The sequence below is a fragment of the Pseudomonas sp. TNT3 genome (genome assembly GCF_010095445.2).
Classification (GTDB): domain Bacteria; phylum Pseudomonadota; class Gammaproteobacteria; order Pseudomonadales; family Pseudomonadaceae; genus Aquipseudomonas.
In genome coordinates this window covers 21,213-35,659 of record NZ_WFGV02000020.1, presented here as the reverse complement: position 1 = coordinate 35,659, position 14,447 = coordinate 21,213, and the positions used below count along the sequence as shown (strand labels likewise).

The window sequence follows — 14,447 nt, the reverse complement described above, 5'->3', positions numbered from 1 at the left end:
ACCAGATCGAAGGTCACTTGCCCGCTCCATGCTGCGGCGATGTCCGTGCTAGCATGCCGCGCATATTTGGAGGACCCATGGCCGAACACGATTTTCGCTATACCCTGATGAACCCGCAACACACCCTCACCGAATGCCGCGCCCTTGTGCCTGGGCGTTATCAGGTCACCGGTAACGGTGGTTCGATTCGCAACAACGACGTGCTGGTCGTGACCCTCAAAGGCAGCAAGGACCTGTCCATGCGCCTGACCGTCGAAACGGTTCGCCACTTGATCAATCCACCGGGCCAATGGGTCGCGGTTGCGAGTGGTCCGGTGTTCGGCGAATTGGCCATCCACACCTGGAAAGTCAATTGCGACAGCTGCGCCAAAGAGCTGAGCTTTGAGTTCGCCGTCGACGCCAAGCTGGGCAACAAGGCTGAAAAACCGGCCGCCACCGCGCGGATTGCCGAGCTGGGCTGGACCACTGTCGGCGAGAAGCACCTGTGCCCGAAATGCCAGGAGCCTGCGTGATGAAACGCCTCGCTATGACCGCGATGGTGGGTGCCAGCCTGATGGGCTGCGCCGCCGAGCCGGTGCAACTGCAACAGAACCGCAGCTACATTCTGGAATGGATTGGCGAACGTCCGCTGATGGATTACAGCCACTTGACCATCACCCTCGGTGAAGATGGTCGAGCCTACGGCAACGGCGGCTGTAACCATTGGTTCGCGCCCTATACGCTGGAAGGCGACAAGCTGAGCTTCGGCAAGATTGGCAGCACGCGCAAACTGTGTGCGCCTGCGCTGATGGAACAGGAAAAACGCTTTTTGCAGGCACTGGAAAATGTGCAGCGTTGGGACATTTCGCCCATCGAGCAGATGCGCTTCTGGCCCGCCGAAGGCAAGCCGCTGCGCTGGTGGCTTGAAGAGGGTTGATCACCTCTGCTGAACCCGGCTGACTTACTGTGGCAAGGGGATTTTGTGCTCAGCGGCTTTTGTGGCGAGGGGATTCATCCCCGTTGGGTTGCGAAGCGACCCCAAAAAAGGGACCGCTGCGCAGTCCAACGGGGATGAATCCCCTCGCCACAAAAGCCCCGTACCACAAAAAGCCCCTGCCATCTGCGCAATCAATTAGTTGCCTGCAACGCCTCAAGCTTCGCCATCACACCCGCCGCCGTCTGCTCACCCATCAACTGCTCACGCACCTTGCCCTTGTCATCGATGATGTAGGTCACGGGTAACGCTTCGCTGCGCGGCACTTCGAACAGCTCGGCCGGATCCTGGGCCAGCACGGTGAACTTGATCCCCAGCTTCTCGCTGGCGCTTTTCAGCTCTTCGCCCTGCACATTATCGAAGTTGACCCCGAACACATCGATCTTCTTGCCCTTGAGCTGCTCGGCCAAGGTATTCAACTCGGGTATCTCGGTTCGGCAAGGCCCGCACCATTCCGCCCAGTAATTGAGCACCAGCCATTGCTTGTCCAGACGGTCGGCGGCGACTTTCTGGCCGTTCTGGTCGATTCCGTAATCATTGCCACAGCCCCCCAGCAGTAACGTGCCGAAGATCGCCAATGCCGCTGCCAGTCGTCTAGTCATGTCGTAATCCTTGTCAAAAAAAGAATACCGCCGCGACCCATTGCCTCTCCAGGTTCTGGAATACGCGCTGCACAGTTAGAATAGCCGCCACCTTACGCAAGATGCGACCCGCACATGACCGATCTGACGCTTTATCACAACCCGCGCTGCTCGAAATCCCGCGGTGCGCTCGAACTGCTCCAAGCCCGTGGCCTGACCCCGACCGTGGTCCGGTACCTGGAAACGCCGCTGGATGCCGCGCAAATCCAGAACCTGCTGGGCAAACTGGGCATCAGTGCCCGGCAATTGCTGCGCACCGGTGAAGACGAATACAAAACGCTCAACCTGGCTGACAGCAGCTTGAGCGAGGCGCAATTGATCGCCGCTATCGCTGCCCACCCGAAACTCATGGAGCGACCGATTCTGGAAGCAGGCGACAAAGCCGTCATCGGGCGTCCTCCGGAGAATGTGCTGGAGTTGTTGCCGTGAGCGCGCCGTATATTCTGGTGCTGTATTACAGCCGTAGCGGTTCGACCAACGAAATGGCCCGGCAGATTGCCCGTGGTGTCGAACAGTCGGGAATGGAAGCGCGTCTGCGTACCGTGCCGGCGATCTCTACCGAGTGCGAAGCTGTGTCCCCGGACATTCCGGACGAAGGCGCGCTGTACGCCAGCCTCGACGACCTGAAAAACTGCGCCGGCCTGGCCCTTGGCAGCCCGACGCGTTTTGGCAACATGGCCGCGCCGCTCAAGTACTTCCTCGACGGCACCAGCAACCTCTGGCTGACCGGCGCGCTGGTCGGCAAACCGGCGGGCGTTTTCACCTCCACCGCGAGCCTGCACGGTGGTCAGGAAACCACGCTGCTGTCGATGATGCTGCCCTTGCTGCACCACGGCATGCTGATTACGGGCCTGCCTTACAGCGAATCGGCATTGCTGGAAACCCGTGGCGGCGGCACGCCCTATGGCGCCAGTCACCACGCCGGCGCCGATGGCAAAAGCGGCTTGAATGAACATGAGGTCGCACTGTGTCGGGCCTTGGGCTTGCGACTGGCCAAGACCGCGCAAAAGCTGGGGAACTGACGTGGCCAAGAAGCCGAAGATTTTGCCTTCCATTGAATGGCTCGAACCACGGGTCAAAGCGATGCGAGCCATCAGCCTGCTGTGTTTTCTGGGCTTGGTGGGTTTGCTCTGCGTGTATTACCTGGCGGTCGCCGATCTGCACGGGGCGCGGCCATGGGTGATCCTGCTGATCGAACTGGTACCGCTGCTGTTGCTGGCGCCGGGGATGATCGTTGGCAGCGCGCGCGGGCATTCCTGGATGTGCTTTGTGGTGAACCTGTATTTCATCAAGGGCGCACTGGCGGCGTTTGACCCGAACCGGCAGCTGTTTGGTTTGCTGGAGATGGGCGCGAGCCTGGCGGTGTTTTGCTCGGCGCTGCTGTATGTGCGGTGGCGGTTTCAGCTGAATCGCAAGCTCGCAGGCGAAGGCGAGATCTCTGCCGCCTGACAGATTGCAATCGCCAGCAGGCTAGCTCCCACAGGGGATTTGTGTGCTCCACAGATCCAATGTGGGAGCCAGCCTGCTGGCGATTGGAACAACTCGGTCTTTAATGATTGACGGTATACGCCAGCATCATCGATATCTGGCTCATCGGCCGCCCACCGCTCTGTTCATGCCACTGATTGAACACATCCTGCACCAACGCCAGATCCCGCTGACTGGTCGGCACTTTGTCGACGATCTTCTGCGCATTCAACCCCGCCACCACGTCGTAGCTCGGCACAAACGTGTCCTTGCCGACCATCCGCAGGAAGCGCGGTGCCGACAACCCGCCCAATTGATGACCGCGCTTTTTCAGGTAGGTCCACAAACCGACAATATCGGTCACCGGCCAGTCGGCGATCAGCGCACCGAAACTGCCTTTTTCATGCTCGACGTCGAGGATGAACTGCGCATTGCGCGGCACGCTCTTGAGTTTGCCCAGATGGCGAATGATCCGCGCGTCCTGCATCAGGCGCTCAAGATGTTCAGCACTCATCAGCACGACTTTCTCAGGGTCGAACTTGAAGAACACTTCTTCGAAGGCCGGCCACTTGGCGTCCACCAGGCTGTGTTTGAGCCCGGCGCGGAAAACGCGCAGTGCCATGGTGGAGAGGTAGCGGTCGTCGCTGATCTTGCGCAATTGCGCGGGGGTCTTGGGAACGGGCAGATGGGCTTCCAGTTCAGCTGCCGAACCGAAGCGGTTCAGACAGTATTCGTGCAGCCACTTGTAATCGCGCATGCCCTCTCCTGAGGAATGAAAAATGAACTGCCAACTTGCGGCAAAACCTGTGGGCGCCAGTCTGCTGGCGAGGGAGGTGTGTCAGTCAAAAATGTTCCTGACACCCTTTCATCACCAGCAGGCTGGCTCCCACATTAATCGTGTTTAAAGGTTGACCACGTTGACGAATCGCGAGGCCGCGGTTTCGTCGATCTTCAGGCTGGTGAAGTCGAACAGGTTACGGTCGGCCAATTGCGACGGAATCACGTTCTGCAGGCTGCGGAAGATACTCTCGGTGCGGCCGGGAGTCTTGCGCTCCCACTCTTGCAGCATGTCCTTGACCACCTGACGTTGCAGATTTTCCTGAGAGCCGCAAAGGTTGCACGGAATGATCGGGAACTGCTTGAAATCCGAGTAGGCCTGGATGTCTTTCTCGTTGCAGTAGGCCAGCGGGCGGATCACGACGTTGCGGCCATCGTCGGCGCGCAGTTTCGGCGGCATGGCCTTGAGCGAGCCGTTGAAGAACATGTTGAGGAAGAAGGTTTCGACAATGTCATCGCGGTGGTGCCCGAGGGCCATCTTGGTCGCGCCAATTTCATCGGCAAACGTGTAGAGCGTACCGCGACGCAGGCGCGAGCACAGCGAACAGGTGGTCTTGCCTTCCGGGATCAGCTCCTTGACCACCGAGTAAGTGTCTTTCTCGACGATGTGGTACTCGATGCCCAATGCTTTCAGGTACGCCGGCAGTACGTGCTCGGGAAAGCCCGGCTGCTTCTGGTCCATGTTCACGGCCACGATCTCGAACTTGATCGGAGCAACCTTCTGCAAATGCAGCAGCACATCGAGCATGGTGTAGCTGTCCTTGCCACCGGACAGGCAGACCATGACCTTGTCGCCCTCTTCAATCATGTTGAAATCGGCAACAGCCTCACCGGCCTGACGGCGAAGGCGCTTTTGCAGTTTGTTCTGGTTGACCGTGAGAGTGCCCATGACGCGAATCCGTGAGGTGTGACGAAAGGCCGGCATTTTACGCAAAAAAACCGTTTTCGGCGAAGTGGCCTGGCGACTGCATTTCATCTGAGCCAAGCCTACCCTGTGGCGAGGGAGCTTGCTCCCGCTGGGGCGCGCAGCGGCCCCAAAACCATCTTTATGTCAGGAAGATTGAATCGGCAAGTTTTACGACTGCTGCGCAGCCGAGCGGGAGCAAGCTCCCTCGCCACAGGACTAATCCCAAGACCCGCCGGCGATTAACAGCAGTGTTTACAGCGCGATTTGCTCTAAGCCCATACCACATGTACGGGTAAGTCCTTTCTATACTGCGACATAAGGTCGCACACATATCCAGACCTTTACTTACTTGGCCACCTTGGCCCGTAGGCGCTCCACTGGGGGGCGACGGTAAAAACAAGAGGAGTGACTGGCATGATCCATCACGTAGTGGGGCTCTTCACCCACCCTGACCAAGAATGGAAGGAGATCCGTGGCGACCAGGAGGAAAGCATCAGCCACATGTATCTCACCCACACCCTGATTCTGGCGGCGATTCCTGCCGTGTCGGCGTTTATCGGCACCACGCAAGTCGGCTGGGTCATTGGCAATCGAGCGCCGGTGATGCTGACTCAGGAAAGCGCACTATGGATGACGGTCATGTCGTATCTGGCGATGCTCGGCGGAGTTGCGGTGATGGGCGCGTTCGTCCACTGGATGGCTCGCACCTATGATGCCAACCCGAGCCTGGCGCGTTGCGTAGCGTTTGCGACCTATACCGCGACACCGCTGTTCATTGGCGGGCTGGCGGCACTGTATCCACACATGTGGCTCGGAATGATCGTCGGCACTGCGGCTATCTGCTACACGGTGTACCTGCTGTACGTGGGGCTACCGACGTTCATGAACATTCCATCTGACGAGGGATTCCTTTTTTCAAGTTCGGTGCTCGCCGTAGGGTTGGTGGTCCTGGTGGCCATCATGGCGTTCACTGTGATTGTCTGGGGACTGGGCGTGGGGCCCGTCTATACCAACTGACCGCGCACATAAACTATAAGATCTGCCAATACAGGCCGCCGCAAGGCGGCCTTTTGATGTGCCTGGATGGAGAACGGCGACGACCATTCGGCGCTTGGGCGATTCGCAAGCACCCAGGGTTGCGGCATACTCGACCTCTCTGGAGACCCATCAAGCATGCCCGAGCAACTCAATACCCGCGTCGAAGATTGTTACCTACTCGCTGAATCCTTTTTCAAACGTCCATTCAAACGCCCCGTGGTGAGCCTCAAGCTGCGCGGGCAAAAAGCCGGTGTCGCGCATTTGCACGAGAACCTGTTGCGCTTCAATCCGCAGCTGTACCGGGAAAACACTGAAGACTTCCTCAAGCAAACCGTGGCTCACGAGGTCGCGCACCTGATCGCCCATCAGTTATTTGGCGACCGCATCCAGCCCCATGGCGAAGAGTGGCAACTGATCATGCGCGGCGTGTACGAATTGCCTCCCAATCGTTGCCACACCTATGACGTCAAACGCCGAAGCGTGACCCGCTATATCTACAAATGCCCGTGCGTGGACAGCGACTTCCCGTTCTCCGCCCAGCGCCATGGATTGGTGAGACAGGGGCGGCGGTATTTGTGCCGACGGTGCCGCAGCACGTTGGTGTTCAGTGGCGAGATGCGGGTCGAGTAGCTGGATTTATGGTGTTTGTACTGGCCTCATCGCGAGCAGGCTCGCTCCCACATTGGATCTTCGGCGCGCCACAATTCCAGTGTACGAGTGAGCCTGCTCGCGATAGAGCCTTCAGCCCCCCTACACAACCACCTTGGCACGCCGCAATTCTTCGATCCGTTGAACGCTGAAACCAAGTTCCCCCAACACCTCATCCGTATGCGCCCCCAACGCCGCACCGATATGCCGTGGTTCAGGCAGGCCCTCTGAAAACTTCAACGGACAGGCCATCTGCGCTTGAGTCGACCCGCCACCGCGCGGCACTTGCGCCACCAACTGCCGCGCCTGCAACTGCGGATGCCGCACCGCTTCGCTCAGGCTCAGAACCGGCTCGACGCATGCATCGAGTTCAGCAAACAGTGCACATAACTCGGCATAGTCATGTTTTTCGAATTCGATCTTTAGCGCGTCTTTCAGCGCTTTTTGCTGCGCAGGCTTCGGTGACAGCCCCAACGCCGCCAGATCCTCCACACCCAATGCTGTGCACAATTGCTTCATGAACGGGGGCTCCAGGCTGCCCACCGACAGCCAGCGTCCGTCACGGGTTCGGTAATAGTCGTAGAAACTGCCGCCATTGAGCATCTGATTCTCACGACCCGGCTCTTCGCCACAGGCCAGATACCCTGCACCGGCCATGGCGTTCAAGCTGAACACGCAATCGGTCATGCTCACGTCAATATGCTGCCCCTGCCCCGTCTGTTGCCGGGCAATCACCGCCGCCAGCAAGCCGATGACGCCATGCAACGAACCACCGGCGACATCAGCCACTTGCATGCCCAACGGCAGCGGCCCGCTGTCCGCACGGCCGGTGTGGCTGGCCAGTCCCGCCAGCGCCAGGTAATTGATATCGTGGCCGGCGCGGTCTTTATAGGGGCCAGTCTGCCCGTAGCCGGTGATCGACACATAGATCAGCCGCGGATTGATCGTCTTCAGCGCTTCATACCCCAGGCCCAGCCGTTCCATCACGCCGGGGCGGAACTGTTCCAGCACGATGTCGTGGTCTTGCAAAAGCTGCTTGATCACCTCCAGCGCTTCGGGCTGCTTGAGGTCCAGGGCCAGACTGCGTTTGTTGCGGTTGAGGTAGGCGTGGCTGGCGGAAACGCCCTGGTCATGAGGTGGAAGCACGCGCAGCAAGTCCATCCGTGTGGGCGATTCAATGCGCAACACCTCAGCGCCCATGTCGGCCAGTAATAACGAGGCAAACGGCCCTGGTAGCAAGGTGGAGAAATCCAGAATCTTGAGTGATGCCAGTGGACCAAGCATGAGTAACCTCCGGTGCGATCTCTCAAGCCTAGGCAGCCAACGGCATTGCAGCAATCACCTGATGCGTCAGCCGCAGTGACCGTTGCGCTCAAATCGCAGCCAAAAAAAACCCGCCGAAGCGGGTTTTTCATTTCAAGCCGTCTTATTTGACGTTGCTTGGGGTTGGGCCTTCAGCGACGCCCAGGTCATCTTCAACGCGCTCATCGGAGATACCGCGACCGCCGGAAGCCAGCTCGGCGTGCATCACGTCGACGTCCAGTTCCTTGACCCACTTGGCCACAACCAGGGTGGCAACGGCGTTACCCACCAGGTTGGTCAGGGCACGGGCTTCGGACATGAAGCGGTCGATACCGAGGATCAGCGCCAGGCCGGCAACAGGCAGGTGGCCAACCGCGGACAGTGTCGCAGCCAACACAATGAAACCACTGCCGGTCACGCCAGCGGCGCCTTTGGAAGACAGCAGCAACACCACCAGCAGCGTGATCTGGTGAGTGATGTCCATCTGGGTGTCGGTCGCCTGGGCAATGAACACCGCAGCCATGGTCAGGTAGATCGCAGTGCCGTCGAGGTTGAACGAGTAGCCTGTCGGGATCACCAGACCTACTACGGATTTCTGCGCCCCCAGACGCTCCATCTTGATCAGCATGCGCGGCAGGACCGATTCCGAAGAAGAAGTACCCAGCACGATCAGCAGTTCTTCACGAATGTAGCGAATCACTTTCAGCACGCTGAAACCGTGGGCGCGAGTGATACCGCCGAGCACGATCAGGATGAACAGCAGGCAGGTGATGTAGAAGCAGGCCATCAACTGACCCAGTTGCACAAGCGACCCGACACCGTAGGCTCCGATGGTGAATGCCATGGCACCAAAGGCACCGATAGGGGCGAGCTTCATGATCATGTTGATGATGTTGAACATGACGTGGGCGAAACGATCGATGAAGTCCAGGATCGGCTTGCCATAGGCACCCAGGCGATGCAGGGCGAAACCGAAGATCACGGAGAACATCAATACTTGCAGGATGTCGCCCGTTGCAAACGCGCCGACGATGGTGTTCGGAATCACGTTGAGCAAGAAGCCAACGACGCTTTGATCAGCACCGGCCGCGACGTATTGAGCTACTTTGGAGGCATCCAGCGTGGTGACGTCGATGTGCATGCCGGCGCCCGGTTGCACAATGTTCACCACGACCAGACCGACCAGCAGGGCGATGGTTGAAACGATCTCAAAATACAGCAGCGCGTAGCCGCCGGTCTTGCCAACCGACTTCATGTTCTGCATGCCCGCGATACCGCTGACGACGGTGCAGAAGATGATCGGGGCAATGATCATTTTGATGAGCTTGATGAACCCGTCACCCAGCGGCTTGAGGGCGACACCGGTCTGTGGGTAGAAGTGACCGAGCAGAATGCCGATGGCGATGGCAACGATCACCTGGAAATACAGGGATTTATACAGTGGCTGACGAGTCGTCATTGCAAAGTTCCTCAAGAGTGCCGGCTAACAACATCCATCTGTTGTCATGACACCTGAATTGCGAACCCTCCTGCACTGGAGGGATTTGTTTTTTCGAGCTGCGCGACGGCAGGCATCTGCTCGTTGTATCGCAAGGCCCGTGCCACCTTCGCCAAATCACCTGCGAGCCTTTTGACATCAAGGGTTACAGGTTTTTTGTTACATCCGAGGGTCATGACTTCAGTGGCGGATTTCCGCCCATCTGCTCAATCACTTCATGAGATTTGGCGGATATCCGCCTTGTCCATCACCCGATACCGTGTCTACTATCCGCCGTTCAATGGACGGACTTGCCTTCTATGCGTGAACGCACCATCGCCAGTCACTTCGCCCGCGCCGCCCTGGGTGGTGCGCGTCGCTGCGGGTACGATTATTCAAGCCTGCTGCACCAACTGAACATCAGCCACGAGTTGCTCGACGAGCCTCGGGCACGTATTGCCCCGGAACAGTTCACCCAGTTGATTCAGGGCCTGTGGCTGGTGATGGATGACGAGTACCTGGGTTTCGGGCCTACGACCAGCAAACCCGGCAGTTTCGCGATGATGTGCCATGCCTTGATCCACTGCCGAAACCTGGATAAGGCGCTCAATCGCGGCTTATTGTTTTATTCCCTATTCCCTGAGGGTCCGCGGCTGACCCTGAGCCGCGAAGACGAAATGATCCGCCTGAGTCTGGACGACTCGCAGTTTCGCGACCCGGACCATTTCCTCACCGAGAGCCAGTTGATGGTTTGGCATCGCCTCGGCAGCTGGCTGATTGGCCAGCGCATTCGACTGGAACAGGCGACGTTCAGCTACCCCAGGCCCGAACATGGCGCCGAATACGACCTGCTGTTCCCGTGCTCCCTCGTGTTTTCAGCGGCCCGGAGCAGCCTGGTGTTTCACAGTCGCTATCTGAATATGCCGCTGCTGCAGGATGAACGAACCCTCAAGCACTTTCTTGAGCGCTCGCCCGCCGACCTGCTGTCCCGCCCGGATGACGGCGACAGTTTGAGCAGTCAATTGCGGCGCTTGCTCAGTCGCGATAGTGCTCGTTGGCCAGATCTGGAAGCGGTGGCCACGCACCTGCACATCAGCGCGCAGACGTTGCGCAGGCATCTGCGGGAAGAGGGTTCGAGTTTTCAGGAATTGAAGGATCAGTTGCGCCGGGACATTGCGATTTATCACCTGAGCCGCGCGGACCTGTCGTTGCAACAGATCGCCGAACAGTTGGGGTTCTCCGAGCCCTCGGCGTTTCATCGGGCGTTCAAGAAATGGACGGGGTTGACGCCGGGGGCTTATCGGGCGCAGGAGAATTGAGCGTTTTCGGATGAAGGTGCCCGTGAAAGCACCTGCAAATCTCCCGGTCAAACCGCCGGAAAATGAATCCTGAACGCCGCTCCGCCCATTGGCGAGTCCTCCAATGTCAGCGTGGCGGCGTAGCTTTCGATGATGTCCTTGACCACCGCCAACCCGATCCCCTGCCCCGGATGCTGACGATCCAGACGTTCACCACGTTGAAGAATCCGCGCGCGCTGGTTGGGTGGTACACCGGGCCCATCATCCTCAACGCATAATTCGATGCCACCCAGGGAATCACGCACGCTGATGCGCACTTCACCGAGGCACAGGCGATAGGCGTTTTCCAGCAGGTTGCCCATCATTTCCAGCAGCGCGCCCTGCTCGATCGGCACATAACAATGTTCCGGAAGATCGAAGGCCACTCGCACGCGCTTGTCGCGATACACCTTGTCCAGCGTATCGCAAAGGCTCTGCAGCACAGGACGCAGGCGCACCTGATGGCGCACCAGACCGCTCTTGCGCAGGCTGGCGCGTTGCAGCTGATAGCTGATCTGCTGGCTCATGCGCTCGATCTGGGTTTGCAGCACCCACGCCTGATCGCGATCTTCCGGGCGTTGCGCCATGTCTTCGCTGACCCCTTGCAGGACGGCCAACGGAGTTTTCAAGCTGTGCGCCAGATCGTCGAGGGAATCACGATAGCGGCTGCGTTGCTCACGCTCGCTGTGCAGCAAGCGGTTAAGGGAACCGGTCAGGCGCAGCAGTTCGCGCGGGTGTTCTTCGCTGAGGCTTCCTCGAGTCCCGCCTTCGATTTCATCCAGCTCCTGGCTCAGCCGGCGTAACGCCCGCAACCCCCAGGTCAAGCCGATCCACAGCAATGCCAGCAGTACCAGCAAGGCCGCGCCGAAGCCCAGATAGAGGTTTTCCCGTAAGCCTTCGAGGGTGATTTCGTATTCACGCACCGGTTGCAACGCAACGATGCTGAACGCTGCACTTTTGCCGCCGAGCAGTTTGATCTCGACGTCATAGACGAAGAACTCTTGTCCATTGGTCTCGCGAATTCTCGCGAACTCGTTACCGCGCCCGTCATAACGAGGGGTGTAATTGATGTGCTCTTCCTGAGTACCTTTGGAGCGCCAGACCAGGTGCCCGTCGCGATCATAGATGTAACCGAGTAAACGGCCCTCGGTCAGGTTGAAACGCTCATCGGGCAACTGCGCCGGCATCTGCAAGCGATTGTCTTCCACCCGAGCGGCAGAGATCAGCGTGGTCACGTCCGACGCCAGGCGCTGTTCGATGGAGTCCTGCAACGCCAGACTGAAGGCACCCTGCATCGCCGGCAGCAACGCCAGCATGAACAACACCGCCAGGGTGGTGGCGGCGAGCATCAGGCGAACACGTAGCGAACGAATCAAGTGCAACGCTCATTGAACAGGTAACCGAGACCACGCACGGTGTCGATGGGCTTGAAGCCGCCCGGCCCTTCAAGTTTTCGGCGCAAGCGACCGACCAGCACTTCAATGACATTCGGATCGCGCTCATCGTCGTCCGGGTAGAGTTGTTCCATCAGCCGATCCTTGGGGACCACCTGCTGATGATGGCGCATCAGGTACTCGAGAATCCGATACTCATAGGCGGTCAGCGCCAGCGGCTGTTCATCGAGTGACGCCTGTTTGCGATTGAGGTCCAGCAGCAGCGGACCGGCGACAATGGTTGACTGGGTGAATCCGCTGGAGCGACGTAACAAGGCATTGAGTCGCGCGTCCAGCTCTTCGAACTGAAACGGCTTGACCACAAAATCGTCGGCACCGGCGGCCAGGCCTTCGACCTTGTCCTGCCAGTTGCTGCGTGCGGTGAGAATCAGGATCGGGAAGGTTTTTCCGCGCGAGCGAAGCTGGCGGATCAGATCAAGCCCGCCCATACCCGGCAGGCCGAGATCGATCACCGCCAGGTCATGATTGAACTGCTCGGCCTGATACAGCGCCTCTTCGGCATTGGCGACGGACTCGACCACGTGGCCGATATCCGTCAGCCGGGTTTGCAGGTGATGGCGCAACAGCGCTTCATCTTCAACGACCAGCAGTTTCATAATGCTCTCCCAGGCAAATCAACTTCTCCAGAGACGCAACGGCGCGCCTCGACGGCTAACATGGCGACGCCGGATCACCCTTTTGAGTTGATCCGGCGCAGACTTTTCGCGACGTGCTTTTTAGAAAGCGTAGTTCGCCGACAGATACGTCTGGGCACTGCTGGTCAAATCCAGCGATCCCTGCTTGCTGCCGCCACGCTCGCTCATCTCGGTGCTGGCGTTGGTTCGCAGGTAACGATAACCCAGTTCAACCGACGTGTTTTTCGAAACCTGTTGCAAGACACCCAATTGTCCGCCAACGGCGTAACCAATGTTGCTGTCGCGGCTGAAGCTTGAAGATTCCTGGGTGAGTTTGGTGATACCGGCTGTGGCCCCGCCAAACAGCTTGGTACTGCCGCCTACCGGGTAGAAAAGGTCATAGCTGCCGAGGAGGTTTTCCTGGCGCAGTTTAATGCCGTTGTGCGAACCCGACACGTTGTCGTAGGTAGCGTAGTAGCGGCCCTGGGTGTTTTGCTTACCCAGACGCACACCCCAAGTGCCGTCCTTGCCGATCACGCCGTCGGCGTTCACGTGGTTGAGGTTATCGTTCAGGGCGTGGGACTTTTTGACCTTGTCGCTGGTCTGTCCAAGAGTAAGGCTGGCGAAGGTGTCATCGGCGGCGTATGCAGCAGTGCTTGCGCCAAGAATAGTGAACGCCAGAAGCAGTTTTTTGAATCCAGTCATGGGGAGTTTCCTTATGTGCTGTGTGCTCGTAGGGTGTGAGGCAAGACTACTGAGCCCGCCCTGAACTCCCCCTGAACGCCTTCTGAACCTAAGCTGAACCAGATCACCCAGGTTTTTCCGATGATTTTCTCGCAGGAGATCCGACCATGCGTACGTTCCTTGCCTTCGTGTTACTGGCCTTGAGCGGGCTCGGCCAAGCAGCCGTCAAGACTCAGGAAATCCCCTATCAAAGCGCCGACGGCACGAAGCTGATCGGCTATTACGCCTACGACGATGCCCTCAAGGGACCGCGACCCGGCGTTGTGGTGGTGCATGAATGGTGGGGGCTCAACGACTATGCCAAGCGCCGCGCACGGGACCTGGCAGGTCTGGGTTACAGCGCCCTGGCGATTGATATGTATGGCGATGGCAAGAACACCGAACACCCGAAAGACGCCATGGCCTTCATGCAAGCCGCACTCAAGGACAGCGCCGCAGCCAGTGCACGCTTTCAGGCAGGGCTGGACCTGCTCAAGCAACAACCGCACACCGATCCTGACAAAATCGCGGCGATTGGTTACTGCTTTGGCGGTGGTGTTGTTTTGAATGCGGCGAGGCAGGGATTGCCGTTGGCAGGTGTGGTGAGTTTCCACGGTGCGCTGGCGACCAGCACACCGGCAGCACCGGGCAACGTCAAGGCGAAAATCCTTGTGGAACACGGGGCGATGGACAGCATGGTCACGCCGGAAAACGTCACGGCGTTCAAGGCGGAAATGGACAAGGCCGGGGCGGACTACAAATTTGTCAGCCTGGAGGGCGCCAAGCATGGGTTCAGTAATCCTGATGCGGATCGGCTGAGTCATGGCGACCATGGTGGACCCGACATTGGCTACAACAAGGCGGCGGATGAAAAGTCGTGGGCGGATATGCAAGCGTTCCTCAAGAAAATTTTCTCCTAGGAACGCCGGGTGCCTGAAAGCACAGCAAAGCTCCCGGTGGCGAGGGAGCTTGCTCGCGCTGGGTGAGCTTCCTCGCCACAAACGATCTATCGACACTACCCAGTCCGAA

At 58.7% G+C, this 14,447-nt stretch carries 17 protein-coding genes; 9 read left to right on the top strand and 8 right to left on the bottom strand.

What is annotated here, in order from left to right:
- The first annotated feature begins 77 nt into the window (after positions 1-77).
- Both GBC55_RS14070 and GBC55_RS14065 read left to right on the top strand, forming a co-directional pair.
- Positions 78-512 carry a hypothetical protein gene (locus GBC55_RS14070; protein WP_162437954.1) on the top strand — a complete coding sequence of 145 codons (435 nt, stop codon included), beginning with the start codon at positions 78-80 and terminating at the stop codon, positions 510-512.
- On the top strand, positions 512-916 hold the full coding sequence (locus GBC55_RS14065; RefSeq protein WP_162437953.1) for an META domain-containing protein: 405 nt from the start codon (positions 512-514) through the stop codon (positions 914-916). The genes GBC55_RS14070 and GBC55_RS14065 overlap by 1 nt, the downstream gene beginning before the upstream one ends.
- Before the next feature lie 191 nt (positions 917-1,107).
- On the opposite strand, the gene GBC55_RS14060 is transcribed toward GBC55_RS14065, so the two are convergent.
- The gene (locus GBC55_RS14060) at positions 1,108-1,575 is read right to left on the bottom strand and encodes a TlpA disulfide reductase family protein (protein ID WP_162437952.1); all 468 of its coding nucleotides are present in this window, start codon (positions 1,573-1,575) and stop codon (positions 1,108-1,110) included.
- A 114-nt stretch (positions 1,576-1,689) separates the two neighbouring features.
- Between GBC55_RS14060 and arsC the strand changes: the two genes are divergently transcribed.
- The 3 genes from arsC to GBC55_RS14045 are packed head-to-tail and all read left to right on the top strand — an operon-like array spanning position 1,690 to position 3,063.
- Positions 1,690-2,043: an arsenate reductase (glutaredoxin) gene (arsC, locus tag GBC55_RS14055; protein WP_162437951.1), complete on the top strand. Its 354-nt coding sequence runs from the start codon at positions 1,690-1,692 to the stop codon at positions 2,041-2,043.
- Positions 2,040-2,636 carry an NAD(P)H:quinone oxidoreductase gene (wrbA, locus tag GBC55_RS14050; protein WP_027923973.1) on the top strand — a complete coding sequence of 199 codons (597 nt, stop codon included), beginning with the start codon at positions 2,040-2,042 and terminating at the stop codon, positions 2,634-2,636. Before arsC ends, wrbA begins: the two co-directional genes overlap by 4 nt.
- A 1-nt stretch (position 2,637) precedes the next feature.
- The gene (locus GBC55_RS14045; RefSeq protein ID WP_162437950.1) at positions 2,638-3,063 is read left to right on the top strand and encodes a DUF2069 domain-containing protein; all 426 of its coding nucleotides are present in this window, start codon (positions 2,638-2,640) and stop codon (positions 3,061-3,063) included.
- 100 nt (positions 3,064-3,163) lie between these two features.
- Here the strand turns inward: GBC55_RS14045 and GBC55_RS14040 are convergent, their stop codons facing one another.
- Positions 3,164-3,838, bottom strand: coding sequence for a DNA-3-methyladenine glycosylase I (locus GBC55_RS14040; RefSeq protein WP_162437949.1), 675 nt, complete (start codon positions 3,836-3,838; stop codon positions 3,164-3,166).
- A 144-nt stretch (positions 3,839-3,982) separates the two neighbouring features.
- Positions 3,983-4,807 (bottom strand): tRNA 2-thiocytidine(32) synthetase TtcA, encoded by an 825-nt coding sequence (ttcA, locus tag GBC55_RS14035; protein ID WP_162437948.1) that lies wholly within the window; start codon positions 4,805-4,807, stop codon positions 3,983-3,985.
- A gap of 432 nt (positions 4,808-5,239) precedes the next feature.
- Between ttcA and GBC55_RS14030 the strand changes: the two genes are divergently transcribed.
- Together GBC55_RS14030 and GBC55_RS14025 are read left to right on the top strand one after the other, a co-directional pair.
- Positions 5,240-5,842 (top strand): Yip1 family protein, encoded by a 603-nt coding sequence (locus GBC55_RS14030; protein WP_162437947.1) that lies wholly within the window; start codon positions 5,240-5,242, stop codon positions 5,840-5,842.
- Positions 5,843-5,998: 156 nt separating this feature from the next.
- On the top strand, positions 5,999-6,493 hold the full coding sequence (locus GBC55_RS14025) for a SprT family zinc-dependent metalloprotease (protein ID WP_162437946.1): 495 nt from the start codon (positions 5,999-6,001) through the stop codon (positions 6,491-6,493).
- A gap of 120 nt (positions 6,494-6,613) precedes the next feature.
- Here the strand turns inward: GBC55_RS14025 and GBC55_RS14020 are convergent, their stop codons facing one another.
- Positions 6,614-7,795, bottom strand: a complete 1,182-nt coding sequence (locus GBC55_RS14020) for a CaiB/BaiF CoA-transferase family protein (protein ID WP_162437945.1) — start codon at positions 7,793-7,795, stop codon at positions 6,614-6,616.
- Between the two features lie 142 nt (positions 7,796-7,937).
- Positions 7,938-9,272 carry a dicarboxylate/amino acid:cation symporter gene (locus tag GBC55_RS14015; protein WP_162437944.1) on the bottom strand — a complete coding sequence of 445 codons (1,335 nt, stop codon included), beginning with the start codon at positions 9,270-9,272 and terminating at the stop codon, positions 7,938-7,940.
- A 338-nt stretch (positions 9,273-9,610) separates the two neighbouring features.
- On the opposite strand from GBC55_RS14015, the gene GBC55_RS14010 reads away from it, so the two are divergent.
- Complete coding sequence (locus GBC55_RS14010) at positions 9,611-10,609, top strand: AraC family transcriptional regulator (RefSeq protein ID WP_162437943.1); 999 nt, start codon at positions 9,611-9,613, stop codon at positions 10,607-10,609.
- A gap of 47 nt (positions 10,610-10,656) precedes the next feature.
- On the opposite strand, the gene GBC55_RS14005 is transcribed toward GBC55_RS14010, so the two are convergent.
- The 3 genes from GBC55_RS14005 to GBC55_RS13995 form a co-directional block, all read right to left on the bottom strand.
- Positions 10,657-12,003: an ATP-binding protein gene (locus tag GBC55_RS14005; RefSeq protein WP_162437942.1), complete on the bottom strand. Its 1,347-nt coding sequence runs from the start codon at positions 12,001-12,003 to the stop codon at positions 10,657-10,659.
- Positions 12,000-12,677: a response regulator gene (locus GBC55_RS14000; RefSeq protein WP_162437941.1), complete on the bottom strand. Its 678-nt coding sequence runs from the start codon at positions 12,675-12,677 to the stop codon at positions 12,000-12,002. The genes GBC55_RS14005 and GBC55_RS14000 overlap by 4 nt, the downstream gene beginning before the upstream one ends.
- 120 nt (positions 12,678-12,797) lie before the next feature.
- Complete coding sequence (locus GBC55_RS13995) at positions 12,798-13,400, bottom strand: porin family protein (RefSeq protein WP_162437940.1); 603 nt, start codon at positions 13,398-13,400, stop codon at positions 12,798-12,800.
- 146 nt (positions 13,401-13,546) lie between these two features.
- Between GBC55_RS13995 and GBC55_RS13990 the strand changes: the two genes are divergently transcribed.
- Positions 13,547-14,338, top strand: a complete 792-nt coding sequence (locus GBC55_RS13990; protein ID WP_162437939.1) for a dienelactone hydrolase family protein — start codon at positions 13,547-13,549, stop codon at positions 14,336-14,338.
- The last annotated feature ends 109 nt before the right edge of the window (positions 14,339-14,447 follow it).

What these genes read in the sequence shown, in the direction of transcription:
- GBC55_RS13990 (WP_162437939.1), top strand. Translation starts at nt 13,547, where the DNA reads ATGCGTACGTTCCTTGCCTTCGTGTTACTGGCCTTGAGCGGGCTCGGC.
- ttcA (WP_162437948.1), bottom strand. Translation starts at nt 4,807, where the DNA reads ATGGGCACTCTCACGGTCAACCAGAACAAACTGCAAAAGCGCCTTCGC.
- GBC55_RS13995 (WP_162437940.1), bottom strand. Translation starts at nt 13,400, where the DNA reads ATGACTGGATTCAAAAAACTGCTTCTGGCGTTCACTATTCTTGGCGCA.
- GBC55_RS14070 (WP_162437954.1), top strand. Translation starts at nt 78, where the DNA reads ATGGCCGAACACGATTTTCGCTATACCCTGATGAACCCGCAACACACC.
- GBC55_RS14020 (WP_162437945.1), bottom strand. Translation starts at nt 7,795, where the DNA reads ATGCTTGGTCCACTGGCATCACTCAAGATTCTGGATTTCTCCACCTTG.
- GBC55_RS14030 (WP_162437947.1), top strand. Translation starts at nt 5,240, where the DNA reads ATGATCCATCACGTAGTGGGGCTCTTCACCCACCCTGACCAAGAATGG.
- GBC55_RS14040 (WP_162437949.1), bottom strand. Translation starts at nt 3,838, where the DNA reads ATGCGCGATTACAAGTGGCTGCACGAATACTGTCTGAACCGCTTCGGT.
- GBC55_RS14025 (WP_162437946.1), top strand. Translation starts at nt 5,999, where the DNA reads ATGCCCGAGCAACTCAATACCCGCGTCGAAGATTGTTACCTACTCGCT.
- GBC55_RS14060 (WP_162437952.1), bottom strand. Translation starts at nt 1,575, where the DNA reads ATGACTAGACGACTGGCAGCGGCATTGGCGATCTTCGGCACGTTACTG.
- arsC (WP_162437951.1), top strand. Translation starts at nt 1,690, where the DNA reads ATGACCGATCTGACGCTTTATCACAACCCGCGCTGCTCGAAATCCCGC.
- GBC55_RS14000 (WP_162437941.1), bottom strand. Translation starts at nt 12,677, where the DNA reads ATGAAACTGCTGGTCGTTGAAGATGAAGCGCTGTTGCGCCATCACCTG.
- GBC55_RS14065 (WP_162437953.1), top strand. Translation starts at nt 512, where the DNA reads ATGAAACGCCTCGCTATGACCGCGATGGTGGGTGCCAGCCTGATGGGC.
- GBC55_RS14010 (WP_162437943.1), top strand. Translation starts at nt 9,611, where the DNA reads ATGCGTGAACGCACCATCGCCAGTCACTTCGCCCGCGCCGCCCTGGGT.
- GBC55_RS14015 (WP_162437944.1), bottom strand. Translation starts at nt 9,272, where the DNA reads ATGACGACTCGTCAGCCACTGTATAAATCCCTGTATTTCCAGGTGATC.